Annotated in this window: 19 protein-coding genes and 1 pseudogene; 10 read left to right on the forward strand and 10 right to left on the reverse strand. The window is 71.5% G+C overall.

Features of this window, described 5'->3' with window-relative positions; translation table 11 throughout:
• Positions 1–276: 276 nt before the first annotated feature.
• Positions 277–1560 (forward strand): hemolysin family protein, encoded by a 1284-nt coding sequence (locus tag ACS5RC_RS04710; protein ID WP_478342682.1) that lies wholly within the window; start codon positions 277–279, stop codon positions 1558–1560.
• A gap of 6 nt (positions 1561–1566) precedes the next feature.
• Here the strand turns inward: ACS5RC_RS04710 and gltX are convergent, their stop codons facing one another.
• Positions 1567–2934, reverse strand: coding sequence for a glutamate--tRNA ligase (gene gltX / locus ACS5RC_RS04715; RefSeq protein WP_478342683.1), 1368 nt, complete (start codon positions 2932–2934; stop codon positions 1567–1569).
• Positions 2935–3297: 363 nt separating this feature from the next.
• A complete protein-coding gene (locus tag ACS5RC_RS04720) occupies positions 3298–3471 on the reverse strand; it encodes a NepR family anti-sigma factor (RefSeq protein WP_478342684.1) in 174 nt (57 codons plus the stop codon).
• Positions 3472–3893: 422 nt separating this feature from the next.
• Here ACS5RC_RS04720 and fdnG point away from each other — a divergent pair, with 422 nt between their 5' ends.
• The 4 genes from fdnG (at position 3894) to fdhE (ending at position 9720) form a co-directional block, all read left to right on the forward strand.
• A complete protein-coding gene (gene fdnG / locus ACS5RC_RS04725) occupies positions 3894–6974 on the forward strand; it encodes a formate dehydrogenase-N subunit alpha (protein ID WP_478342685.1) in 3081 nt (1026 codons plus the stop codon).
• A gap of 14 nt (positions 6975–6988) precedes the next feature.
• Positions 6989–7921 (forward strand): formate dehydrogenase subunit beta, encoded by a 933-nt coding sequence (fdxH, locus tag ACS5RC_RS04730; protein ID WP_478342686.1) that lies wholly within the window; start codon positions 6989–6991, stop codon positions 7919–7921.
• Between the two features lie 104 nt (positions 7922–8025).
• Positions 8026–8748 carry a formate dehydrogenase subunit gamma gene (locus ACS5RC_RS04735; protein WP_478342687.1) on the forward strand — a complete coding sequence of 241 codons (723 nt, stop codon included), beginning with the start codon at positions 8026–8028 and terminating at the stop codon, positions 8746–8748.
• 3 nt (positions 8749–8751) lie between these two features.
• Complete coding sequence (gene fdhE, locus ACS5RC_RS04740; protein ID WP_478342688.1) at positions 8752–9720, forward strand: formate dehydrogenase accessory protein FdhE; 969 nt, start codon at positions 8752–8754, stop codon at positions 9718–9720.
• Positions 9721–9762: 42 nt separating this feature from the next.
• Here fdhE and ACS5RC_RS04745 read toward each other — a convergent pair whose 3' ends face one another.
• From ACS5RC_RS04745 to aptA, 3 genes are all read right to left on the reverse strand, one after another.
• On the reverse strand, positions 9763–10089 hold the full coding sequence (locus ACS5RC_RS04745) for a hypothetical protein (RefSeq protein ID WP_478342689.1): 327 nt from the start codon (positions 10087–10089) through the stop codon (positions 9763–9765).
• Between the two features lie 112 nt (positions 10090–10201).
• A complete protein-coding gene (locus ACS5RC_RS04750) occupies positions 10202–10687 on the reverse strand; it encodes an SRPBCC family protein (RefSeq protein WP_478342690.1) in 486 nt (161 codons plus the stop codon).
• Between the two features lie 131 nt (positions 10688–10818).
• Positions 10819–12150 carry an omega-aminotransferase AptA gene (gene aptA / locus ACS5RC_RS04755; RefSeq protein WP_478342691.1) on the reverse strand — a complete coding sequence of 444 codons (1332 nt, stop codon included), beginning with the start codon at positions 12148–12150 and terminating at the stop codon, positions 10819–10821.
• Positions 12151–12305: 155 nt separating this feature from the next.
• Here aptA and ACS5RC_RS04760 point away from each other — a divergent pair, with 155 nt between their 5' ends.
• The 3 genes from ACS5RC_RS04760 (at position 12306) to ACS5RC_RS04770 (ending at position 15201) form a co-directional block, all read left to right on the forward strand.
• The gene (locus ACS5RC_RS04760) at positions 12306–12854 is read left to right on the forward strand and encodes a cupin domain-containing protein (RefSeq protein ID WP_478342692.1); all 549 of its coding nucleotides are present in this window, start codon (positions 12306–12308) and stop codon (positions 12852–12854) included.
• 152 nt (positions 12855–13006) lie between these two features.
• Positions 13007–14314, forward strand: a complete 1308-nt coding sequence (locus tag ACS5RC_RS04765) for an MFS transporter (protein WP_478342693.1) — start codon at positions 13007–13009, stop codon at positions 14312–14314.
• A 17-nt stretch (positions 14315–14331) separates the two neighbouring features.
• Positions 14332–15201, forward strand: a complete 870-nt coding sequence (locus ACS5RC_RS04770; RefSeq protein ID WP_478342694.1) for an amidohydrolase family protein — start codon at positions 14332–14334, stop codon at positions 15199–15201.
• A gap of 41 nt (positions 15202–15242) precedes the next feature.
• Here ACS5RC_RS04770 and ACS5RC_RS04775 read toward each other — a convergent pair whose 3' ends face one another.
• Both ACS5RC_RS04775 and ACS5RC_RS04780 read right to left on the reverse strand, forming a co-directional pair.
• Positions 15243–16649 carry an amidase gene (locus tag ACS5RC_RS04775; RefSeq protein WP_478342695.1) on the reverse strand — a complete coding sequence of 469 codons (1407 nt, stop codon included), beginning with the start codon at positions 16647–16649 and terminating at the stop codon, positions 15243–15245.
• A gap of 105 nt (positions 16650–16754) precedes the next feature.
• Entirely contained in the window at positions 16755–18395 is a 1641-nt protein-coding gene (locus ACS5RC_RS04780; protein ID WP_478342696.1) for an ABC transporter substrate-binding protein, read from the reverse strand.
• A 192-nt stretch (positions 18396–18587) separates the two neighbouring features.
• Between ACS5RC_RS04780 and ACS5RC_RS04785 the strand changes: the two genes are divergently transcribed.
• Positions 18588–20132, forward strand: coding sequence for an acetolactate synthase large subunit (locus ACS5RC_RS04785; protein ID WP_478343408.1), 1545 nt, complete (start codon positions 18588–18590; stop codon positions 20130–20132).
• A 32-nt stretch (positions 20133–20164) separates the two neighbouring features.
• Here the strand turns inward: ACS5RC_RS04785 and ACS5RC_RS04790 are convergent, their stop codons facing one another.
• Positions 20165–21559, reverse strand: coding sequence for an amidase family protein (locus ACS5RC_RS04790; RefSeq protein ID WP_478342697.1), 1395 nt, complete (start codon positions 21557–21559; stop codon positions 20165–20167).
• A gap of 297 nt (positions 21560–21856) precedes the next feature.
• Here ACS5RC_RS04790 and ACS5RC_RS04795 point away from each other — a divergent pair, with 297 nt between their 5' ends.
• Positions 21857–22015: a hypothetical protein gene (locus ACS5RC_RS04795; protein ID WP_478342698.1), complete on the forward strand. Its 159-nt coding sequence runs from the start codon at positions 21857–21859 to the stop codon at positions 22013–22015.
• A 7-nt stretch (positions 22016–22022) separates the two neighbouring features.
• On the opposite strand, the gene ACS5RC_RS04800 is transcribed toward ACS5RC_RS04795, so the two are convergent.
• Complete coding sequence (locus ACS5RC_RS04800) at positions 22023–22943, reverse strand: metallophosphoesterase family protein (protein WP_478342699.1); 921 nt, start codon at positions 22941–22943, stop codon at positions 22023–22025.
• Between the two features lie 61 nt (positions 22944–23004).
• Positions 23005–23550 (reverse strand): annotated as a pseudogene (locus ACS5RC_RS04805) (VIT1/CCC1 transporter family protein); the annotation flags it as partial.
• Between the last annotated feature and the right edge of the window lie 194 nt (positions 23551–23744).

Genomic DNA, 23744 nt, shown 5'->3' on the forward strand with positions numbered 1-23744 from the left:
AAGCCGCGACGCCAAGACGGACCGGACCGGGCGGGATGCCCCTCCGGCCCGCGGGGCGCCGGGGGATCGGTTCACGCGCGACACATGGATTTCGGGTTCCCCGGCGTCCCGCGTCTCCCATCCAGCCAAGCCTCCGGCGCAGCCCCGCGCGCGGAGACGATGTTGCGTGGGGCGACCCGTTGACCGCGGGATCGGGCGACGCCATCTCGGGGTCGCCCGTTCCCGTCGAGAGGAAGCCCGGGTCGCCGCGGCGGCTCCGGCTCTACGTGTCCCCGCTTGTTCGAGCTTGCCATCGCCGTCGCCCTCATCGCGCTGAACGGCGTCTTCGCGCTCTCCGAACTCGCGGTCGTGTCGGCCCGGAAGAGCCGGCTGCGCGCCTTTGCCGAGGCGCGGCGGCCGGGCGCCGCCGCCGCGCTGGCGCTCGCCGAGGAGCCCGGGCGCTTCCTCTCCACCGTGCAGATCGGCATCACCCTGATCGGCATCCTCTCGGGCGTGGTCTCGGGCGCGGCGCTGGGCGACCGGGCGGCCCTCGTCCTGATCGATCTCGGCATGGCCAAGGGCTGGGCCGAGACGCTGGGCTACGGGATCGTCATCGGCATCATCACCTACCTATCGGTGATCATCGGCGAGCTGGTGCCCAAGCATCTGGCGCTGCGCGATCCCGAGGGCATCGCCTGCCTCGTGGCGCCGGGGATGCGGCTGGTGGCGCTCGCGGGCAAGCCCGCCGTCTGGCTGCTCGACGCCTCGACCCGGGCGGTGTTCCGCCTGCTCGGCCAGGAGACCGAGAGCGCGAGCGCGGTGACCGAGGAGGAGATCCGCAGCCTCGTGGCCGAGGCCGAGACCGCGGGCGTGATCGAGACCGACGAGCGCCGGATGATCGCGGGCGTGCTGCGCCTCGGCGACCGGGCGGTGCGGGGGGTGATGACGCCGCGCACCGACGTGCACTGGATCGACCTCGCCGACGACCCCGAGGCGATCCGGGCCCAGATCCTGGCGAGCCCCCATTCCCGCCTGCCGGTGGCGGAGGGCAGCCCCGACGGCATGATCGGCGTGGTGCAGCTGCGCGACCTCATCGGCACCTTCGCGGCCGGCGCCCCGCTCGACCTGCGCCGCCACGTCCGCGCGGTGCCGGTGCTGCCCGACACCCTCGACGCCCTCGACGCCCTGGGCCGGCTGCAGGATTCGCCGGTGCCGATGGCCCTCGTCCACGACGAGTACGGCCATTTCGACGGGCTGGTGACCCCCGCCGACATCCTCGACGCCATCGCGGGGGCGTTCCGCTCGGAGACGGCGGAGCAGGACGCGGTGCGCCGGGCCGACGGCTCCTGGCTGATCGCCGGCTCGATGCCCGCCGACGAGATGGCCGACCAGCTCGGCCTGCGCCTGGAGCCCTCGCGCGACTACGAGACGGCCGCGGGCCTCGTCATCGCCACCCTGCAGCGCCTGCCGGAGACGGGCGAGACCTGCGAGATCGCCGGATGGCGCTTCGAGGTCGTGGACCTCGACGGGCGCCGCATCGACAAGCTGCTGGCGACGAAGCTGGAGAACGTCGCGGCCTGAGCGGGTTCAGGCCGCCTCGCCCGCGAGCCGCCGGGCGGCGCGCGCCCGCCCGATCAGCGGGAGCAGGCCGGCAAGGTCGGGCCCGTGGTCGAGCCCGGTCAGCGCGAGGCGCAGCGGCATGAACAGCGCCTTGCCCTTGGCCCCCGTGCGCTCGCGGATCAGGGCGGTCCAGGCCTTCCAGGTCTCCGGGCCGTAGGGCTCGGGCGGGAGGGTCTCGATCGCGGCGGCGATCAGGCCCGCATCGGTGAGCACCGGGGCCACCGGTCCGGCCACCACGGCCCACCACGCGGCGGCCTCGCCGACCCGGCCGAGATTGGCCCGCACCGCCAGCCAGAACGGCTCGACCTCGGCCTCGGGGATCCCGAGGGCGGCAAGGCGCGGGGCGGCCTCGGCATAGGGCATGGCGTGGACGAGGCGGGCGTTGATCCCGTCGAGCTCGTGGGGATCGAACCGGGCCGGGGCGCGGGAGATCTGGGCGAGGTCGACGAGGGCGGCCAGCGCGTCGAGATCCGCCACCGGGCGCACCGCCTCGGCCGAGCCCGTGAGCACGGCGAGCGAGCGCACGGCGGCGGGCTCGTAGCCGGCCTCCCGCAGGGAGCGCAGCGAGAGGTGGCCGAGGCGCTTCGACAGCCCCTCCCCGTCGGCCGTGGTCAGCAGGTTGTGGTGGCCGAAGACCGGCACGGGTGCGCCGAGCGCCTGGAAGATCTGCACCTGCACGCCCGTGTTGGTGACGTGGTCCTCGCCCCGGATGACGTGGGTGATCCCCATCTCGGCATCGTCCACCACGGAGGGCAGCGTGTAGAGGTAGCTGCCGTCGGCCCGGATCAGCACCGGGTCGGAGAGCGAGGCGCAATCGACGTGCGCCGGCCCGCGCACGAGATCCTCCCAGGCGACGCTGCGGGGCTCGAGCTTGAAGCGCCAGTGCGGCCGGCGGCCCTCCGCCTCCAGGGCGGCGCGCTCCGTCTCCGTGAGCGCGAGGGCGGCCCGGTCGTAGATCGGCGGCAGGCCGCGGGCGAGCTGGCGCTTGCGCCGCCGCTCAAGCTCCTCGGCGGTCTCGTAGCAGGGATAGAGCCGCCCCTCGGCCCGCAGCCGCGCCGCCGCCGCGTCGTAGAGCGCCACGCGGTCCGATTGACGGGCGAACAGGTCGGGCACGATGCCGAGCCAGGCGAGGTCCGTCTCGATCGCCGCGGCGAAGTCGGCGGTCGAGCGCTCGCGGTCGGTGTCGTCGAGGCGCAGCAGCAGGCGCCCGCCTCGGGCCCGCGCGAAGAGCGCGTTCAGCAGGGCGGGCCGGGCGTTGCCGATATGCAGGAAGCCGGTCGGCGACGGGGCGAAGCGCACTAGGGGCGCGGGGTGGGACGAGTCGGGGGGAATCATGCCCGACCCTCTACGCAGCAACGGCGCTCGTGTCACATGCCGGGTCGCCCCGGTGGCCGGACTCGGGATCAGCGGAAGCGCGCGGCCGGCGCCCCGCTCCCGCGGCGTGCCCCCGCTGCATCAGCCCGCGAAATCCCCGCGCCGCGCCGCCCTGCGCGGCCAGAAAACCGACCGCTGTGGCCGGGTCGGCGGGTACAGCGGCGGGCGCCGACAGGCCGTCGGCCGTGCGCCGACCGATGCGTCCCGCATCGGCGAGCCCTCATCCGAGACAGAGACCCATGACCGTGATCGCCCTGGTGCTTGTCGGCAATCTCCTGTTGGCCGGTCTGTTCTCTCTCGTCGCGGTGGCGCTCGATTGACGGGTCAGGACCGGGGCTTGTCGAGCTGGGCGATCAGCGCTTCGAGGCGCTGGCTCACCGGCGCCGCGAGCGTGTCCGCGTAGAGGCTGCGCAGATTCTGGCCGAGATGGCGCCGCACGCTCGGGCTGAGCGGCGCGGCCGGAGGCGGTTCGGGGGTGAGACTCGGCTGCTTCGGCATGGCGATGGGACGCTCCGGCGCTGCGCAGCCCCAGGTGTCGCAAAGCTTGGTTAAGACTGCGTCACCGGCGCCGGCCGAAGGGGATGCAGGGGGCCTGCCGGACACGCCGAGGGGCGAGGGTCAGGAGCGGCTCGCACAGCGGAGCGAGCCCGGCGCCGCCGGGTCGAGCCCGGCATTTCCCGGGACAGGCCGGGATGTCCGCAAGGTGGTGCGACGACGCCCCTGCTCTTGCCGGATAGTCGCTACGCTGCGACGCACAATCGGACGATCGTTTTCCTAGTGGATTGAAAGCGTTGATAAAACGTAGCCCTCGGCCGCGACAGAAAACGGCGCTGTGTCATGCAACCGCACTTGCCTCGGGGAGCGGATCCTGGGACAGGTTGGAATTAGACTAGCTCGTCCTATTCGGGGAAACAGACACGATGACGGTCCAGGTCTCCAGACGCGGCCTGCTTAAGGGGGTCGGTTCCGGCCTCGCGGGCGGCACGCTGGGCGCCCTCGGCTTCGGCGGCCTCGAGCCGGCGATGGCTGCGGCGGTGCGCCCGTTCAAGCTCGCGCAGATGCGCGAGACCCGCAACACCTGCCCCTACTGCTCGGTGGCGTGCGGCGTCATCCTCTACAGTCTGGGCGACAAGTCGAAGAACGCCCGCTCGGCCGTGATGCATGTCGAGGGCGATCCCGACCATCCGGTCAACCGCGGCACGCTCTGCCCGAAGGGGTCGGCGCTGCTCGACTTCGTGCAGTCCGAGACCCGCACCAAGTACCCGCTCTACCGCGCCCCCGGCACCGCCGAGTTCAAGCGCGTCTCCTGGGACTTCGCCCTCGACCGGATCACGAAGCTCCTGAAGGAGGACCGGGACCGGAACTTCGTCGCCAAGAACGGCGATCTCACGGTCAACCGCTGGATCACCACCGGCTTCCTGGGCGCCTCGGCCACGACCAACGAGACGGCCTGGGCGACCTACAAGGTCGTCCGAAGCATGGGGGCCCTGGTCTTCGACAACCAGGCACGCGTTTGACACGGTCCGTCGGTCGCCAGTTTGGCGCCCTCCTTCGGACGCGGTGCGATGACCAACCTCTGGATGGACATCAAGCACGCGGACGTGATTACCGTGATGGGCGGAAACTCCGCCGAAGCGCATCCGTGCGGATTCAAGTGGGTCGTCGAGGCAAAGGCGCATAACAACGCCAAGCTCATCGTCATCGATCCGCGCTTCACCCGCACCGCGTCGGTGGCCGATCTCTACTGCCCGATCCGGCAGGGGACGGACATCGCATTCCTGTCGGGCGTGACCAAGTACCTGCTCGACAACGACAAGCTGCAGCACCGCTACGTCTCGGCCTATTCCAACGCCGGCTACGTCGTCCGCGAGGGCTACGCCTTCGAGGAAGGCCTGTTCGCGGGCTACGACGCCGACAAGCGGGACTACGACAAGTCGACCTGGGACTACGAGATCGGTCCCGACGGCTACGCCGTGGTCGACGAGACGATGCAGCATCCCCGCTGCGTCATGCAGCTCCTGAAGAAGCACGTCGCGATCTACACGCCCGAGATGGTCGAGCGGATCTGCGGCTCGCCCAAGGAGACCTTCCTGAAGGTCTGCGAGCTGATCGCCACGACGTCCTCGCCCGATCGGGTGATGACCTCGCTCTACGCGCTCGGCTGGACGCACCATTCCAAGGGGTCGCAGAACATCCGCGCGATGTGCATCGTGCAGACGCTGCTGGGCAACATCGGCATGCTGGGCGGCGGCATGAACGCGCTGCGCGGCCATTCCAACATCCAGGGGCTGACGGATGTCGGGCTGATGAGCAATCTCATCCCCGGCTACCTGAACATCCCGGTGGAGAAGGAGCCGACCTACGCCGACTACGCGGCCAAGCGGCAGTTCAAGCCGCTGCGCCCCGGGCAGACGAGCTACTGGCAGAACTACAACAAGTTCTTCGTCTCGTTCCAGAAGGCAATGTGGGGCGACAAGGCCACCAAAGAGACCGACTGGGCCTACGACTACCTGCCCAAGCTCGACGTTCCGACCTACGACGTCATCCGCGGCTTCGAGCTTGCCAAGCAGGGCAAGATGACCGGCTACGTCATCCAGGGCTTCAACCCCCTGATGTCGTTCCCGAACCGCGCGAAGATGGCCGAAGCGCTGGCCAAGCTGAAGTTCGTCGTGGTGATGGACCCGCTCAAGACCGAGACCGCTCGGTTCTGGGAGAACCACGGCGAGTACAACGACGTCGATCCGTCCAAGATCCAGACCGAGGTCTTCGAGCTGCCGACCACCCTCTTCGCCGAGGAGGAGGGCTCGCTCTCGAATTCCAGCCGCTGGCTCCAATGGCACTGGCAGGCGCAGGATCCGCCGGGCGAGTGCCGCTCCGACATCGAGATCATGGCGGCGATCCACCTGCGCATGAAGGAGATGTATCGGAAGGAGGGCGGCGCCTTCCCGGATCCGATCGTCAACCTGACTTGGAACTACGCCATCGCGGATTCGCCCACGCCGGTCGAACTCGCGCGCGAGCTCAACGGCTACACGCTTGCCCCGACGCAGGACCTCAACGGCCAGACCCTTCCCGCCGGGCGCCAGCTCGACGGGTTCGCCCAGATCAAGGACGACGGCACCACCGCCTGCGGCTGCTGGATCTACTCGGGCTGCTACACCGAGAAGGGCAACACCATGGCCCGCCGGGACAACACCGATCCGGGCAACCGCGGCATCGCGCCGAACTGGGCCTTTGCCTGGCCGGCCAATCGCCGCGTGCTCTACAACCGCGCCTCGTGCGACCCCGAGGGGAAGCCCTGGTCGGAGAAGAAGAAGCTCATCGAGTGGAACGGCAAGCAATGGGTCGGGTTCGACGTGCCGGATTACGGCGCGACGGTCGCTCCGAGCCAGGGCGTCGGTCCGTTCATCCTGAACCAGGAGGGCGTCGCCCGCCTGTGGACCCGCGGCCTGATGCGCGACGGGCCGTTCCCGACGCATTACGAACCGTTCGAGTCCCCGGTGCAGAACGTCGCCTTCCCGAAGATCAAGGGGGCTCCCGCCGCCCGCATCTTCAAGGACGACCTCGCCGATCTCGGCACCTCGGAGGAGTTCCCCTACGCGGCGACGAGCTACCGGCTCACCGAGCACTTCCACCAATGGACCAAGCATTCCCGGATCAACGCGATCCTCCAGCCGGAGGCCTTCGTGGAGATCTCGGAGCAGCTGGCCCAGGAGAAGGGCATCCAGAAGGGTGGCTGGGTCCGGGTCTGGTCGAAGCGCGGCTCGCTGAAGGCGAAGGCCGTGGTGACGAAGCGCATCAAGCCGTTGATCTGCGACGGCAAGACCGTCCACGTCGTCGGCATCCCGCAGCACTGGGGCTTCATGGGCCTCACCAAGAAAGGATGGCACCCGAACTCGCTCACACCGGTGGTCGGCGACGCCAACACCGAGACGCCCGAGTTCAAGGCCTGGCTCGTCAACATTGAGGCGACGACGCCTCCGGCCGACGCCGTAGCCTGAGGGGAGCATGAATCATGGCTGACTACAGCTCCCTCGACCTCCGGCAGCGCTCCGCCTCCACGGAGACGCCGCCGGCCATCCGCGCCCACATGGAGGTCGCCAAGCTCATCGACGTGTCGAAGTGCATCGGCTGCAAGGCCTGCCAATCGGCCTGCGAGGAGTGGAACGACCTGCGCGACGACATCGGTGTCAACACCGGTGTCTACGACAACCCGCACGACCTCACGCCCAAGACGTGGACCCTGATGCGGTTCACCGAGTACGAGAACCCCGAGACCAACAATCTCGAGTGGCTGATCCGCAAGGACGGCTGCATGCACTGCACCGAGCCGGGCTGCCTCAAGGCCTGCCCGTCGCCCGGCGCGATCGTTCAGTACTCGAACGGCATCGTGGACTTCATCGAGGAGAACTGCATCGGCTGCGGCTATTGCGTGAAGGGTTGCCCCTTCAACATCCCGCGGCTCTCCGAGAAGGACCACAAGGCCTACAAGTGCACCCTGTGCTCGGACCGGGTCGCGGTCGGTCAGGCTCCGGCCTGCGCCAAGGCCTGTCCGACGGGGGCGATCATGTTCGGCACCAAGCAGGCCATGATCGAGCAGGCGCACGACCGGGTCGAGGACCTGCAGTCGCGCGGCTTCAAGAATGCCGGCCTCTACGATCCGGCCGGCGTCGGCGGCACGCACGTGATGTACGTGCTCCACCACAACGACAAGCCGAGCCTCTATGCCGGCCTGCCGAACGACCCGAAGATCTCGCCCCTCGTCGCCTTCTGGAAGGGCGGCGCCAAGGTGTTCGGCCTCGCCGCGATGGGCTTCGCGGCGGTCGCGGGCTTCTTCCACTACGTCACCGCCGGCCCGAACGAGGTGGTGCCGGAGGAAGAGGAAGAGGCGGTCGAGATCGACCGGGAGAAGCGGCGGAACGGGCACGACGAGGCCCGGCCGCACTGAGCGAGACGGGGCCGGGCATTCGCGTGCCCGGCCCGAACGTTCGAGCCCGAATACGGCCCCGTGCCACCGCGCCCCATTCCCCGCACCCTGCCGAAGCGGAAGCGATGACGATCCACACAGACGTCCGGGACGGCGAGACCCGCCCCCTCCGGGAAGCCCGCACCGAGGCCCCCGAGATCCTCTACGTGCCGCGCTACACCGGGCTGCAGCGGGTGAACCACTGGATCACCGCGATCCTGTTCAGCCTGCTGACGCTGTCGGGGCTGGCGATGTTCACGCCCTACCTGGCCTTCCTCACGGGCCTGTTCGGCGGTGGGCAGGCGACGCGGGCGTTCCATCCCTGGCTCGGGGTCGCCCTGGTGGTGAGCTTCGCGCTGCTGTTCATCCGGTTCTGGCGGCTCAACATCCCGAACCGGGACGATGTCGAGTGGTCGAAGCACATCGGCGACGTGGTCACCAACCGCGAGGACCGGTTGCCGGAGCTCGGCAAGTACAATGCCGGGCAGAAGGGCGTGTTCTGGGGGCAGACGGCCCTGATCGGGATCATGTTCGTCACGGGCTTGGCGATCTGGTACCAGTACTTCGCAAACTGGACCACGATCGAGACCCAGCGCTGGGCGCTGCTGATCCACTCGCTGGCAGCCGTCATCGCCATCGCCATCATCGTCGTGCACATCTACGCCGGCATCTGGGTCCGCGGCACCGGCCGGGCGATGGTGCGCGGCAGCGTCACCGGCGGTTGGGCCTACCGGCACCACCGCAAGTGGTTCCGGCAGATCGCCGGCAGCAAGATCGAGCACGGCCCGGTCGACAAGCGCGGATCGTAGATCTTGGCCCGTTTCTTCAAGCGCGCGTCCAAGGCCGACGAGGGCCCCGAGGCGGCGGCACCGAAGCCGCCGCGCGAGATCCAGCCGCAGCCCGAGAAGATCGGCATCGCGGGCTCGGTCCCGTTCGTGAAGCTGCCCGATCCCGCGACCCTGTTCGCGAACCGCGCGAAGCGCCTGCGCACGGTGGCGCCCGAGAACCCGCTCGGCGCCTACTTGGCCTTCCTGGCCCAGATCGCCGAGGCGCAGGCCGCGGTCGCCGCCGAGCGTGCCGGCGCGCCGGCGCGCGAGCCCGTGGCCGACACGGCGATGCGGATCGAGCACGGCATGCCGCCGCTCTCGCGCCACGTCCTCGACACCACGTTTCCGGACTGCCTCTCGGCACTCCTGGCGCGGCTGCATCTCGGCACGGCGCCCGAAGCCGCTCGCGCTGCGCTCGAGGCTCTGCGCGGCGCGTCCCCGGAGGAACGCCTGGATCTCGCCGTGCAGGTCTTCGAGGGGGCGATACCGGTCGAGCGCATCGCGGAATGCGTCTACGTGGCCGCGGCGCTGCAGATCGGTCTGGCCGAGGAGGCCGCGCGCCTCGACGCCAAGGCGCTCAAGCCCGTCGCCGACGGGGTCTGCCCCTGCTGCGGCGGCGCTCCGGTCGCCAGCCTGATCGTCGGCTGGACGCCGGCCGACAAGGCGCGCTACCTCGCCTGCTCGCTCTGCGCTACGCAGTGGAACCACGTCCGCATCCGCTGCACCGCCTGCGGTGCGGGCGAGGGCGTCAGCTATTACGGCCTCGACGAGGTCTCGAAGGATGTCCAGGTCGAGACCTGCTCGACCTGCCACAGCTACATCAAGCACCTGCACCAGCACCGCGACCCGACGCTCGATCCGATCGCCGACGACGTCGCCTCCTACGGCCTGGATCTCAAGATCGCCGAGGAGGGCTTTCGCAGGGCCGGCCTGAACCTGCTGTTCGTGACCTGACGGGGGCGAGGCCGACCGCTCGTCGCGGCCGGCCGAGGCGGCTCAGGGATAGCCGTAGCGGCTCTTGGCGGCGGCGAGCAGATGCAGCGCCTCGCCGTCCCGACCGGCGGCGCAGGCCGCGGAGGCCTTGGCCAGATCGGCGCGGAAGCGGTCGCCGACGGGCGTGTTGAGATTGCCGGTCGCGACATCGCTGTCGACCACGGCCTGGGTCCGGGCGATGGCGGGGCCGCAGCCCGAGCCCGGCGGCAGGACGAGCGGAGGCGGGCTCGCGGCCGCGACGACCGGCGGGGCGACCGCCTTGGGCTGACAGGCGCCGATCCCCGTGGCGGCGAGGAGTGCGAGCGTGAGGCGGAGACGTTGCGTCGACACGGCACGGGTTCCCTGAAACGGCGCAGCTTGGCGCCGCCAGGGTTTTGAGCCGCGCCGCCGCACCGGTCAACCGGAGCGCCGGCGCGATCGAGACCGCTCTGCTTCGACCGGCCTACTTCGCCTTGTCGGCGAGCGCCGTCAGCCCAGACTCGTAGATGCCGGAGATCACGTCGGTGGCCACGCTGTCCGGCACGCCCTTGGGCGTGAAGCTGCCCTGCCAGCTCACCGTCGAGCCGGAGCCGGACGGCGCGACCGCGAGGGTCGAGCGGTAATCCTGCACCGGCAGCGGGCCTTCGAGGATGGTGTAGGTGTAGCTCATCACCTTGTCGTCGCGGGAGACCTGCTGCTCGACGAGCGTGCCGCCGCCCTTGAGGCTGAGGGTGCGGACCTTCTGGCCCTCCTTCTCCGAGGGCACGCACTTCTCGACTGCCGGATGCCACTGGGCAATGCCGCAGAAATCGCCGATCGTCTGCCAGACCTTGTCCGGTGCTGCGGCGATGGCGGCCGACTTCTGCACCTCGAGCGCTTGGCCGGACACGGTGCCGGCGAGCAGGACGAGGGTCGGCAGGGCGAGGCGCAGCATCGTGGGAGTCTCCATCCGTTGGCATTCCGCGCGGGGACGGGCCCCGCGCCGGCTCTCTGGCCGCGGGGGAGCTAGGCCTGAAGACGCGGCCTGGCAATGGCTCGCCCGGACACGTGTCGGACACCCGTGCGGGCGAGATTGGCCGGTCAGGCCGCCCGGTCGATCGCCGCACCCAGGATCTGCACCATCTCGCCGATCTGCGCGCGCTCGAGGATGAGGGGGGGCGACAGGGCGATGATGTCGCCGGTCACCCGAATCAGCAGGCCGCGCGCGAAGCAATCGACGAAGATCTCGTAGGCCCGGCGTCCCGGCGCGTCGGGCCGCGGGGCCAGCTCGATCCCGGCGATGAGGCCGATCGTGCGGATATCGGTGACATGGGCGCGCCCGCGCAGGTCGTGCATGGCCTGCGCCCAGTCCTCCGACAGATCCGCGGCTCGCGTGAGGAGCCCCTCCTGCTGGTAGATATCCAGGGTCGCGAGCCCGGCCGCGCAGGCCACCGGATGGCCCGAATAGGTGTAGCCGTGGAACAGTTCGATCCCGTCGGGCCCCTGCATCAGGGCATCGTGGATCCGCCGGCTCGCGAAGACGGCCCCCATCGGGATGGTGCCGTTGGTGATGCCCTTGGCGGTGGTCACGAGATCCGGCACCACGCCGAAGAAATCCGTGGCGAAGGGCGCGCCCAGGCGCCCGAAGCCGGTGATGACCTCGTCGAAGATGAGCAGGATGCCGTGGCGGGTGCAGATCTCGCGCAGGCGCTCGAGGTAGCCCTTCGGGGGGATCAGCACGCCGGTCGAACCCGCGACCGGCTCGACGATGCAGGCCGCGATGGTCTCGGCCCCGTGGAGCGCCACCAGGCGCTCGAGGTCGTCGGCGAGGTCCATCCCGTGCTCGGGCTGTCCCTTCACGAAGCCGTTGCGGACGGGATCGTGGGTGTGGCGCAGATGGTCCGTCCCGGGAAGCTGCGGGAAGGCGCGCCGGTTCGAGACGATGCCGCCGACCGAGATGCCGCCGAAACCGACGCCGTGATAGCCCCGCTCGCGCCCGATCAGCCGGGTGCGGCTGCCCTGTCCGACCGCCCGCTGGTAGGCGAGCGCGATCTTGAGCGCGGTGTCGACCGATTCCGAGCCGGAGCCGGTGAAGAAGATCCGGTCGAGGCCGGCCTCGGGACCACCGGGCGCGATGGCGGCGAGCCGCTCGGCGAAGGCAAAGGCGACCGGGTGGCCCATCTGGAAGGTGGGCGCGAAATCGAGCGTGCCGAGCTGGCGCTCCACGGCCCCGGCGATGGCGCGACGCCCGTGGCCCGCGTTCACGCACCAGAGCCCGGCGGTGCCGTCGAGGACGCGGCGCCCGTCGTCGGCGGTGTAGTGCATGCCCTCGGCCGCGACGAGCATGCGCGGTGCCGCCTTGAACTGGCGGTTCGCCGTGAAGGGCATCCAGAAGGCGTCGAGCGCCGGGGAGTTGCGCAGGGGCTCGGACATGCGGACGCTCTCGGGTGCGATCGGGACGGCGCCGAGGAGAGGCTTTTCGGGAGCCCGCAACAAGTCCTTTTCTGGCCCGGGCCAAGCTCTTGAAGACGCGGGTTCGCACGGCACGGTGTTGCGCTATCTTCAACACCCGCAACAGGGGTGGGCCGATGAGCGTCGATGTCGGGGAGCGGCTGCGCTTCGTGCGGATCCGGCACGGGCTGTCGCAGAGGGCCCTTGCCAAGCGCGCGGGCGTCACGAATTCGGCGATCTCGCTGATCGAGTCGAACCGGGTGAATCCCTCGGTCGGCGCCCTGAAGCGCATCCTCGACGGGGTGCCGATCGGCCTGGCCGACTTCTTCGCCGTCGAGCCCGAGCAGGACCGCAAGGCCTTCTACGCGAGCGACGACCTCACCGAGATCGGCCGGGGCGGCATCTCCTATCGGCAGGTCGGCGAGACCCTGTTCGGCCGCGCCCTTCAGATCCTGAAGGAGCGCTACGAGCCGGGCACCGATACCGGGCGCATCCTGCTCTCGCACGAGGGCGAGGAGGGCGGCATCGTGCTCTCAGGGCGGCTGGAGGTGACGGTGGGGGAGGAGCGGCGCATCCTCGGCCCCGGCGACGCCTACGCCTTCGACAGCCGGCGCCCGCACCGCTTCCGCTGCGTCGGGCCGCAGCCCTGCGAGGTGGTGAGCGCCTGCACCCCGCCGAGCTTCTGATCGCGGCGACGGCCTCGCCCGCCGACGCGGATCCAGGTTCGGCGGCATGCAGGGCCGCCGGAATGTCCCGCCCGATCCCGCCCGGACCCGGTAGGCCGCATCCCGAGCCCATGCTACCGAGGACTGGGCAGGATGATCCTTGCGGAGGCGGCATGAGTTCGGCGGCGGGGCCCGACGGGGCGGCGGGGCTTGAGCGGGTCGCGATCGCGGATGCGAGTCTCGGGGCCTTCTACGGCAGCATGACGCCGCGGGAGCGCCACACCTTCTGGGCCTGTGCCGCGGGCTGGGCGCTCGACGGCATGGACTTCATGATCTACCCGCTGGTGATCGGCACGATCATCACCCTGTGGAAGGTCGATCCGGGCACGGCGGGGCTCGCCGCCACGGTGACGCTGCTGGCCTCGGCGCTCGGCGGCTGGATCGCCGGCTTCATGGCCGACCGCATCGGCCGCGTGCTGACGCTGCAGATCACCATTCTGTGGTTCTCGGTCTTCTCGCTGATCTGTGCCTTCGTGCAGAATTTCGAGCAGTTGCTGGTGGCGCGCGCCCTGCTCGGGCTCGGCTTCGGCGGCGAGTGGGCGGCGGGCGCCGTGCTGATCGGCGAGACGATCCGCGCCGAGTTCCGCGGGCGCGCGGTCGGGTCGGTCCAGTCCGGCTGGGCGGTCGGCTGGGGGGCCGCGGTCCTGTCCCAGGCGGTCCTGTTCTCCTGGCTGCCGCCCGAGAGCGCGTGGCGCTGGATGTTCGTGATCGGTGCGCTGCCCGCGCTGCTGGTGTTCTACCTCCGCCGCTACGTCGAGGAGCCGCAGGTCGCGGCCGAGTCGCGGGCCCGGGCCGCCGCGGCGGGCGATTCCCCGCGCATCTGGGAGATCTTCTCCGGGCCGCTCCTGCGCACCACCATCCTCGCCTCCCTGGCCTCGGCCGGCTGCCAGGGCGGCTACTACGCGGTGACCACGTGGCTGCCGCGCTTCCTCACCACCGAGCGCGGCCTCTCCGTCGTATCCTCCACGGGCTATCTCGCCGCCCTGATCCTCGGGTCGTTCACGGGCTACCTCGTCGGCGCATGGCTCGCCGACCGGCTCGGACGTCGCCCGCTCTTCCTGATCTTCTCGCTCGGTGCCATCGCGGTGATCGCCGCCTACACGCAGCTGCCGCTCTCGAACAATGTCCTGTGGGTGCTGGGCTTCCCGCTCGGCTTCTTCGCCTCCGGCTACTTCTCGGGCATGGGCGCCTTCCTGACCGAACTCTACCCGACGCGCCTGCGCGGCTCGGGCCAGGGCTTCTGCTACAATTTCGGCCGCGGCCTGGGAGCCCTGTTCCCGGCCCTCGTCGGCTATCTCGCGGCGCGCACGGGGCTCGCCTCCGCCATCGCGATCTTCGCGGCCATCGCCTACGGGGTGTTCTTCGTCGCCGCCTTCGCGCTGCCCGAGACGCGCGGCCGCGTGCTCCACGCCGACACCTGAGCCGGGAGGATCGCGCCATGCCGGACATCCGCGACTGCCCGCCCCCCGATCCACACCCCTCGGGGCCGACCCGCTACCGGGTCCCCGCCGGGGCGGTCGATACCCACGCGCACGTGATCGGCGCGCCGCCCGCCTACCCGCTGGTGGCCGAGCGCAGCTACACGCCCCCGGAGGCCGGCGCCGCGCGCTACCTCGCGATGCTCGACGCCACCGGCATGGCCAACGGCGTGCTGATCCAGGTCAGCGTGCACGGGACCGACAACCGGCTTCTGCTGGAGACCCTGCGGGCGCATCGCGAGCGCCTGCGCGGCGTCGCCGTGATCCCGCCCGACCTGCCGGAGCACGACCTCGCCGATCTCAAGGCCGCGGGCATCGTGGGCCTGCGCCTGAACGTGCTGTTCGGCGGCGGCGTCGGTTTCGCCGACCTCGAGCGCTACGGCGCGCTCGCCCGAGAGATGGGCTGGCATCTGCAGTTCCTGCTCGATGCCCGGCAGCTGCCGGAGCTGGCACCGCGCCTGTCGCGCCTGCCGGTCCCCTTCGTGGTCGACCATATGGGCCACATGCCGACCTCGGCCGGGCTCGCCGATCCGGGCTTCGAGACCCTCGTGGGCCTCGTGCGCGACGGGGCCTGGGTGAAGCTCTCGGGCGCCTTCCGCACCTCCGTGACGGGACACCCCTACGCCGACACGATCCCGTTCGCCCGCGCCCTCCAGGCGGCGGCGCCCGGGCGCTGCCTCTGGGGCTCGGACTGGCCGCACGTGGCCGCCTGGGACGGCCCGCCGCGCATCGCCGACCTCCTCGACCGCGTCGCCGATTGGGTGCCCGAGGAGGCCGACCGGCACCGCCTGTTCGTCGACAACCCGCGCGCCCTTTACGGTTTCGTCTGAGCGCGAGCCCGTGGTCTTCGGGCCGCGGCTCGTCCCGCCCGTCAGCCCGCGAGCAGGGGCGGCAGATTGAGGTGCCAGTCGGTCGCCCCCTGGAAGGCTTGGCCGATGCGCAGAGCCGTGGCCTCGTCGTAGCCGCGGCAGGTGATGAGGAGCGAGGTCGGCAGGCCTTGGGCCGAGAGGCCGTTCGGCAGGGCGAGGCCGCAGAGGTCGAGAAGGTTGCCGAAGCGGCAGAAGCGGGACGGCAGGTGGTTCTCGTCCACCGCATCGAGGGGAATCGCGGGCGTCTCGGTGGTCGGGGTCAGCAGCGCGTCCACGTCCGCCCAGGCCTCGGCGAGGGCCCGCTTCATCGCCTCGCGCTGCCGGATCGTGGCGAGGTAATCCTGCGCGGAGAGCCGCGCCCCCGCGAGGATCCGGGCGCGCACGGCCTCGCCCAGCGGCGAGGCCGGGTCCTCGGCGAGGGCGCCGTTCGTGAGGTAGGCCTCGGCGTTGGTGATCGCGCTGAGGGCGAACAGGTCGGCGAAGCGGAACGGCAGGTGGATCGCCACGATCTCGGCGCCGAGCCGGGCGAGGTCGTCCAGCGACCGGTCGTAGGCCGCGAGCACCGCGGCATCGACGCCCTCGCGCTCCGAGAGGGGCATGCGGGCGAGGCGCAGGCCGCGGATCCCGCGGTTCAGGACCGGCATCGGATCGGCCGGCTCGATCCCGCGCGTCGCGGGGTCGAGCGGGTCGGGCCCGGAGATCGCCCGGTAGAGCAGCGCCACGTCCGCGACGGTGCGGGCCATCGGGCCGGGCGTGTCGAGGGTGGTCGAGAGCGGGACGATGCCGTGGGTCGAGACGCGCCCCACCGTGACCTTGAGGCCGGTGAGCCCGCAGAACGAGGCCGGCAGGCGAACGGAGCCGCCGGTATCGGTGCCGATGCCCCACGGCGCCATCCGGGCCGCGACGGCGACGCCCGTACCGCTGCTCGATCCGCCGGGCGTGCGCGCCACCTGCGGGTCCCACGGATTCCAGGGCGTGCCGAGATGGGGGTTGGTGCCCCAGCCGCCATAGGCGAACTCGACTGTGTGTGTCTTGCCCAGGACGATCATGCCCTGCGCGATCAGGCGACGGGCGATCGTGGCGGTGCGGGTGGCGCGGCGCGTCCGGTGCGCGGCCGAACCGCCCATGGTGATGCGGCCCTCGAGGTCGATCAAGTCCTTGAGCACCACCGGCACGCCGTGCAGGGGGCCGACCGCATGGCCGGAGCGGATCGCCCGGCAGGCCCCCTCGGCGGCCAGCCGGGCGTCGTCGGCGAAGACCTCGGTGAAGGCCCGGAGCGTCGGTTCCTGGGCGGCGATGCGTCGGAGATGGGCCTCGACAGCGTCGACGGGCGAGACCTTGCGGGCGGCGATGGCCTCGGCGAGCGCCCCGGCCGGGAGGAGCGAGAGGTCGTCGGTGCTGTCCGTCATCGCCTTACGCCTTTGCCAGATCGGGCCGGAATGCGGGGGGAAGGCCGCTCTGTTCGAGCGTCGATCCGCCGTCGTCCCGTCGGGCCGGGACCGCACGGGGCCGGATCACGGCATGCTCACGAGGGTCAGGTCCACGAACCAGGATTGGGGCGAGACGAAGCCCGTGACCTTGCGGGACATCGCCCGCGCATTCAGATCGTGCACGACATAGAGCCAGGGCGGATCGTCGACGAGACGCTCGTGCGCCCTGCGCGTGGCCGCGGCGATCACCGCGGCGTCCGTGGATCCCGCGAGCTGCCGCATCGCGCCGTCGAAGGCCTCGTCCTTCCAGTTCGGGAAGTTGAAGCCGTTGGGCGGGAAACGGTCGGAGGCGAAATAGCGCGCCATCACGCCCGCATCCGAGGAGGGCGAGGAGATGTTGAGCGCCATCGCGCCCTGGAGGCTCGGGCTGTCGGGGGCCGCCCGGCCGGCGGTGAGCAGCACCTGCCACTCGACCACGTTGAAGCGCACATCGACGTCGCAGGCCTGCTTGAGGTTCTCCTGCAGGAACTCGTTCATCGGCATCGGCAGCATCTGGCCGGAGCCCGAGGTCGAGACCATCACCGGGAAGGCGAGGGGTTTGCGCGCGTCGTAACCCGCCTCCTTCAGCAACGCCCTGCCCTTGTCGGGATCGAAGCCGTAGCGATTCTCCGGCGCGCCGAAATCGGGATCGCCCGGCTTCAGCCAGCCCACGGCCGGCTCGGCGGTGCCGTTCAGCAGGGTGACGATCCCGGCCCGGTCGATGCAGTAGTTCAGCGCCCGGCGCACCCGCGCATCCCGGAACGGGCTCTGGGCGGCACCGATGTTGTACATCCAGGGCCAAACATGCGGGTAGGAGCCGGTGGTCACGCTGAAGCCCGCCTGCTTCAGGGACGGGATGCCGTCGGCGGCCGGCACCTCGATCCAGTCGACTTGGCCCGAGCGGAGGGCCGCCAGCCGCGCATTCGCCTCCGGGATCGGCATCAGCCGCACCCGGTCGACCTTGGCGCGCTTGGCCTCGTCCCAGTAGGCGGGGTTGCGGGCGAGATCGACCGCCTCGCGCGGGCTGACGGCGGTGATCCGGAACGGGCCGGTCCCGGCCGCCGGAAGGGCTGCGACCCGGCCCCAGTTGCGGCCCGCCGTCTCGAACGAGGCGGGCGCGGTGAACAGGATGTAGGTCGCCATGTAGGGGAAGTAGGAGGCGGGCTGCGTCGTGGTCAGCGCGACGGTCCGGTCGTCGATCTTGCGGTAGCTCGCCAGGATCGGTACCCGCGCCTTGGTGATGCCCGAGGCCGGCGCCTCGAATTGCGGGCTGTCGCTCCTGAAATAGCGATCGAGGTTCCAGATCACCGCGTCGGCGTCGAAGGGCGTGCCGTCGTGGAAGCGGACGCCCTCGCGCAGGTGGAAGATCCAGGTCTTCGGATCGTCCGACGCCTGCTCCCAGCGCGTGGCGAGGCCCGGCCTCAGGGTCGCGGGCCGGTCGGTGCGGGTGAGGTCCCACAGCACCAAGCCCTCGAAGATCGGGTAGCCCAGGAAGCGCATGCCCTCGAAGCCGTTGTTCGGCAGGCCGGTGGTGGTGGGGATGTCGGCCGCCGTCATCGCGATGCGCAGGGTGCTCTCGGCCCGCACGGATACCGGGACCAGGGCGCAGAACAGCGCGGCCAGGGGCAGCACAGCCGAGGACAGGGCGGCAGAGCGAAGAGCGGCCAGGGCGGATCTGATCGTCATCGGCGTTCACACAGGCGTTGCGCGGGCCGCGGCGCGGACGCCGCCCCGACCGCAAGACCCGCGCCACGGCGCGTTGCGGCGCGTGCAGGCCCGGCGCGGCACCGGGGGCTTGCCGCGGCGCGCGGCTGCATCACCATGAGGCCTGAGGCCGGCGCGACCCGGCGAGGGAGGATCATAGCCTTGGCCGACGCGATGAACGGCGCCGAGAGCCTCGTGCGCACCCTTGTGGCGGGCGGCGTCGAGGTCTGCTTCACCAATCCGGGCACCTCCGAGATGCATTTCGTGGCGGCCCTCGACCGGGTCGACGGCATGGCCTGCGTGTTGTTCCTGTTCGAGGGCGGCGCGACGGGGGCGGCCGACGGCTACAGCCGGATGGCCGACAAGCCGGGCTCGACGCTGCTGCATCTCGGGCCCGGCCTCGCCAACGGCTGGGCCAACCTGCACAACGCTCGGCGCGCGCGCTCGCAGATCGTCAACATCGTCGGCGAGCACGCGACCTATCACCGGGCCTACGACGCGCCGCTGACCTCGGACATCGAGACGCTCGCCGGCACGGTCTCGGCCTGGGTGCGGACCGGCCGCAGCGCGGCAGCGGTAGCCGAGGACGGCGCGGCGGCGATCGCGGCCGCCCGGACCGCGCCGGGGCGGATCGCGACCCTGATCCTGCCCGCCGATACGGCGTGGGAACCGGGGCGCGGGATCGCGCCGGTGCCGCCGGTCCCCGAGCGGGCGCGGGCGAGCGAGGACGCGGTGGCGCGGGCCGCTGCAGCCCTGACGGCGGGCGAGCCGGCGCTCCTCCATCTCGGCGACCGGGCCGTGCGGGGCGAGGGCAAGCGCATCGCGGCCCGGATCGCGCGCAAGACCGGGGCGCGGCTCCTCGCCATGCAGGCCAACGCCCGCATCGACCGCGGCGCCGGCAGCGTGCCGATCGAGCGCCTGCCCTACCCGATCGATCAGGCGATCGAGACCCTGAAGCCCTATCGCCGTGTGGTCCTGGTCGGGGCGACGGAGCCGGTCGGCTTCTTCGCCTATCCGGGCAAGCCGAGCGTGCTGACTCATCCCGATTGCGAGACGCTGACGCTCGCGAGCCCCGACGAGGATCAAATCGAGGCCCTGGAGCGCCTGGCCGAGGCGGTGGGCGCCGCCGGGACGGTCGCCGTGCCCGAGCCGGCACGCCCGACCCTGCCCGGCCGCGGCCCGCTCGCGGACGACGCGATCGGGCAGGTGCTCGGCGCGCTGATCCCCGAGGGCGCGATCGTCTGCGACGAGTCGCTCACCACCGGCCGGAATTTCTTCGCCGCCACGCACGGCGCGGCGCCCCACAGCTGGCTCCAGCTCTCGGGCGGCGCGATCGGCGTCGGCATCCCGATGGCCACCGGTGCGGCCATCGCCGCCCGCGACCGGCCGGTGATCAACCTGCAGGCCGACGGCAGCGCGCTCTACACCGCACAGGCGCTGTGGACCCAGGCGCGCGAGCGGCTGAACGTCGTCACGCTGATCTGGTCGAACCGGGCCTACGCGATCCTGCGCGGCGAACTCGCCAATGTCGGCGCCAGGAACCCCGGGCCGAAGGCGCTCGGCATGCTCTCCCTCGACGAGCCGCCGGTGGACTGGGTCTCGCTGGCACGGGGCTACGGCGTCGAGGGCCGCCGGATCGAGACCCTGGAGGCGCTGGCGGATGTGCTCGGCCACGCTCTCGGTCGGCGCGGACCCTTCCTGATCGAGGTGGCGCTCTGACGCCGCCGGCCTGAGGCCCAGAACGGATCGGCTCAGGCCGGATCGACCGGCATCGGCGGGGCGCCACCCGCCTCGATCGCCTCGGCCGCGGCGAGGCAGAGATCCTCGCGGAAGCGCGCGGCCACGAGTTGCACGCCGACGGGCGCCGTGCCCGCGAGCCCGGTGCTGACGGTCAGCGCCGGCATCCCGATCAGCGGCAGGCCGACCTGCAGCAGGTTGGCCTCGAAGGCATGGGCGACCGCTGCCGGCCCCTGCCGGTCGAGGCCGTCCGGGAAGGGCAGCGCGCCCGAGACCGGCACCAGCAGGACGGGATGCGCCTCGAGGAAGAGCGACCAAGCGCGCGCGAGGGTGAGGCGCCGGGTGAGCGCCCGCGGGATCGCGTCGGCGGGCAGGGACTCGGCCATCGGCTCGAAGGCCTCGAGCAGCGCCAGCGCGCCGGGATCGTCCTCGCGCTCGGCCGCCCCCTTGAGCGCCGCGTAGCCGTCGCCGAGCCAGAGCTGCAGCTGAAGCGCGCTCGCCTCGCGCACCGGCGGCGTGTCGGCGATCTCCTCGACGATCCATCCGGCCGCTTCGAGGCGGCAGGCCGCATCGCGCAGCGCCGCCTCGACCTCCGGCACGATCGCGAGTCCGTTGGGCCGCAGGCACAGGGCGGCACGGCGCGGGCGCGGCGGTCCGTCGAGCGGGGCCGGGACCCAACCGGGGTCGCGGGGATCGGGCGCGCTCATGGCCGCGAGCGCGAGCCGGAGGTCTGCCACCGTGCGGGCGAGCGGGCCCGAGACCGCCATCAGTTGCGGACCGATGCCGCGCTCGGGCGAGGACGCGTTCCAGGCCGGCACCCGGCCGAGGCTCGGCCTCAAGCCGTGCACGCCGCAGGCATAGGCAGGATAGCGGATCGAGCCGGCGATGTCGGTGCCGTGCGCGATCGCCCCGATCCCGGACGCGACCGCGGCGCCCGCCCCGCCGGAGGATCCGCCCGGCGTCAGCACCGGATCGCGCGGGTTGCGGGTGTCGCCGTGCAGGAGGTTGGTGGTGAACCAGCGCAGGGAGAAGGCCGGCGTATTGGTACGCCCGAGGATCACCGCCCCGGCGCGCCGGAGATTGGCGACCACGGGGCTGTCGGCCTCGGCCACGAGGTCGCGCTGCAGCCGGACCCCGTTGGTGGTGGCGTGGCCGCGCTGGTCGACGTTGACCTTCACGGTGACGGGTACGCCCGCGAGGGGTCCGGGATCGACGCCGTCGGCGAGCGCCGCGTCGATCGCGTCCGCCTCGGCCAGAACCGCGTCGGGCCGGGACTCGACCACCGCGTTGATCCGGTCGTTCACCGCAGCGCAGCGCGCGAGCGCGGCCTCCGCCGCCGCGCGGGCGCTGACGTCGCGCGCCCGGATCCGGGCGGCCAGATCGGCGGCGGAGAGGCGCCAGAGGTCCATGGATCGCTCAATCGTGGTCCGCGCGGGCACGCGCCGGGCCCCATCCTGGCTCCGACGCGCCGAACCGGCAAATCGGGGGCACCGGGCAACCGTCTCCCGCACGCCCATTCCATGCTGCGCTGCAACGGAAATACTTAGGTATGCCAGCCGCGAATCACTTGCCTTGCTAATCCTTTTGGGTAACGTCTCGATCTCGCCACAATCTCACCCGGACCGAGAGGAGAAATTTTCTTCGGAAAGCTTCAGGTCGAGAAAATTATACGCCCCGATCACCGCTCGAAACGCAGGATGGCTCCGATGTCACAGATGATCCGCGTACAACCGACCCAGGACGGAACCTACACCGTGTACCGCGGCAGCACGGCGCTGATCTCGGGCCTGACCCGCCTGCAGGCCGAGCGCTACGAGGCGAGCATCGCCCGCATGCAGGGCAACATCCCGGCCGCCGTCGCCTGAGCCCGCCTCAGCCGAGCGTCAGCGGACCGAAATCGCCGACGCTCCCGCTCGCATCGAGCCCGCGCTGGCGGGCCGAGATCGCGTAGCGATCCCCCACCCGTTCGAAGCTGTAGACGAGGTAGGCCGCGCGCCTGGCCGGCGCCGGGCCATGCGCACCCGGCCGCGCCGAGGCCGAGGCGGCGCCGACCACCGGCACATGGCTCCCGCGCGGGCCCGCGACCCGCGTGCTGCTCAGGACATGGTTGTGGCCGTGCAGGATCAACTCGGCGCCGGCGCGGGCGATCATCGCGGTGAACGCCGCCGCGTCCTTGAGCTCCCGCCCCGCCGAGGCGCCCCCCGGATGGGGCGGATGGTGGATCATCACCACTCGGCACGGACGCCCGGGCTCAGTCCCGAGCGCGCCGAGGAGCGCTTCCGCCGCCGCGATCTGGGCCGGGCCGAGCCGGCCGCTGGCCACGAAGGGCTTCGTCGGGATCGCCGTCGAGAGGCCGACGAGGGCGAGCGGGCCGCGCCGCCGCAGGTAGGGGAAGCGTCCGGTCTGCCCGTCATCGCCCGCGGTCCAGCCGCGGCAGGCGGCGAGTAGGCCTTCGAGGGAGCCGCGCACGTAGGCGTCGTGGTTGCCCGGCACGAAACTCACCGCCTCCGGCGCGCCCAGCGCCTCGAGGAAGACCCGGGCGGTCTCCCACTCGCTCGGCAGGCCGATGTTGCAGAGGTCGCCGGTGCAGGCGATGTGATCCGGCGCCTGCGCGCGCAGATCCGCCACCAGGGCGGCCAGGACCGCCATGTCGTGGCTGCGCGAGCGCCCGCGCTTCCAGTTGGCGTAGCCGGTGGCGCGCTTGCCGAGAAGCTGGTGCAGGCGCGGGCGCGAGAGCGGCCCGACATGCGGGTCGCTGAGGTGGCCGAGTCGGAAGGGGCTGGCGTCCGGCATCGGGCGCAGCGCATCGCGGCTCGGAGGCCGCGCGTCAAGCCGTCGCCGCGGGCCCGTCGCCTCAGGCGCTGCCGATCAGCATGCCGGTGGCCAGCACGAGGGCGCCGCCGAGCAGGATCTGCAGCGCCGCGCGCCCGAACGGCGTCGCCATGTAGCGCGTGCGGACGGCCGCGATCACCACGAGCTCCACCACCACCACGAGGATCGCCAGGGCCGTCGCCAGCGCGAAGGCGTTCGGCCAGGAATCGGGAATCGCATAGGGCAGCGTGTGGCCGAGGCCGCCGAGCGCCGTCATCGCGCCGCAGACGAGGCCGCGCACCCACGGATCGCCCCGCCCCGTCACCTGCCCGTCGTCGGACAGGGCTTCGGTGAAGCCCATGCTGATGCCCGCGCCGATCGAGGCGGCCAGGCCGACCAGGAAGGTCGCCCCGTTGTGATGGGTTGCGAAGGCGGCGGCGAAGATCGGCGCCAGCGTCGAGACGGACCCGTCGATCAGGCCGGCCAATCCCGGCTGGACGTATTGCAGCACGTAGGCGCGATGCCGCTCGGTGGTGCCGTCGTCCATGAGGGGTCCGCTCGCTCCTATCGCCATGCCGGCCTCCTGTTTGTATCGATTCCAATCTATAGACTGGAATCGATACAAACAAGGCGCTTTCTGCAGGGTGAGGGCCTTCCGCTCCGCCGGCCCGCGCCCGGATCGTCCCCGGCTCGGTTGCGTGCCGGTCGGCCCCGGGGGTAGATGGCGACCGCCGGGCCGCGCCGGTCTCCGCTCGTCGCGTATCCCCTCCCCGGCCACCGCCC

It is taken from the genome of Methylobacterium sp. HJ2 (assembly GCF_056431005.1).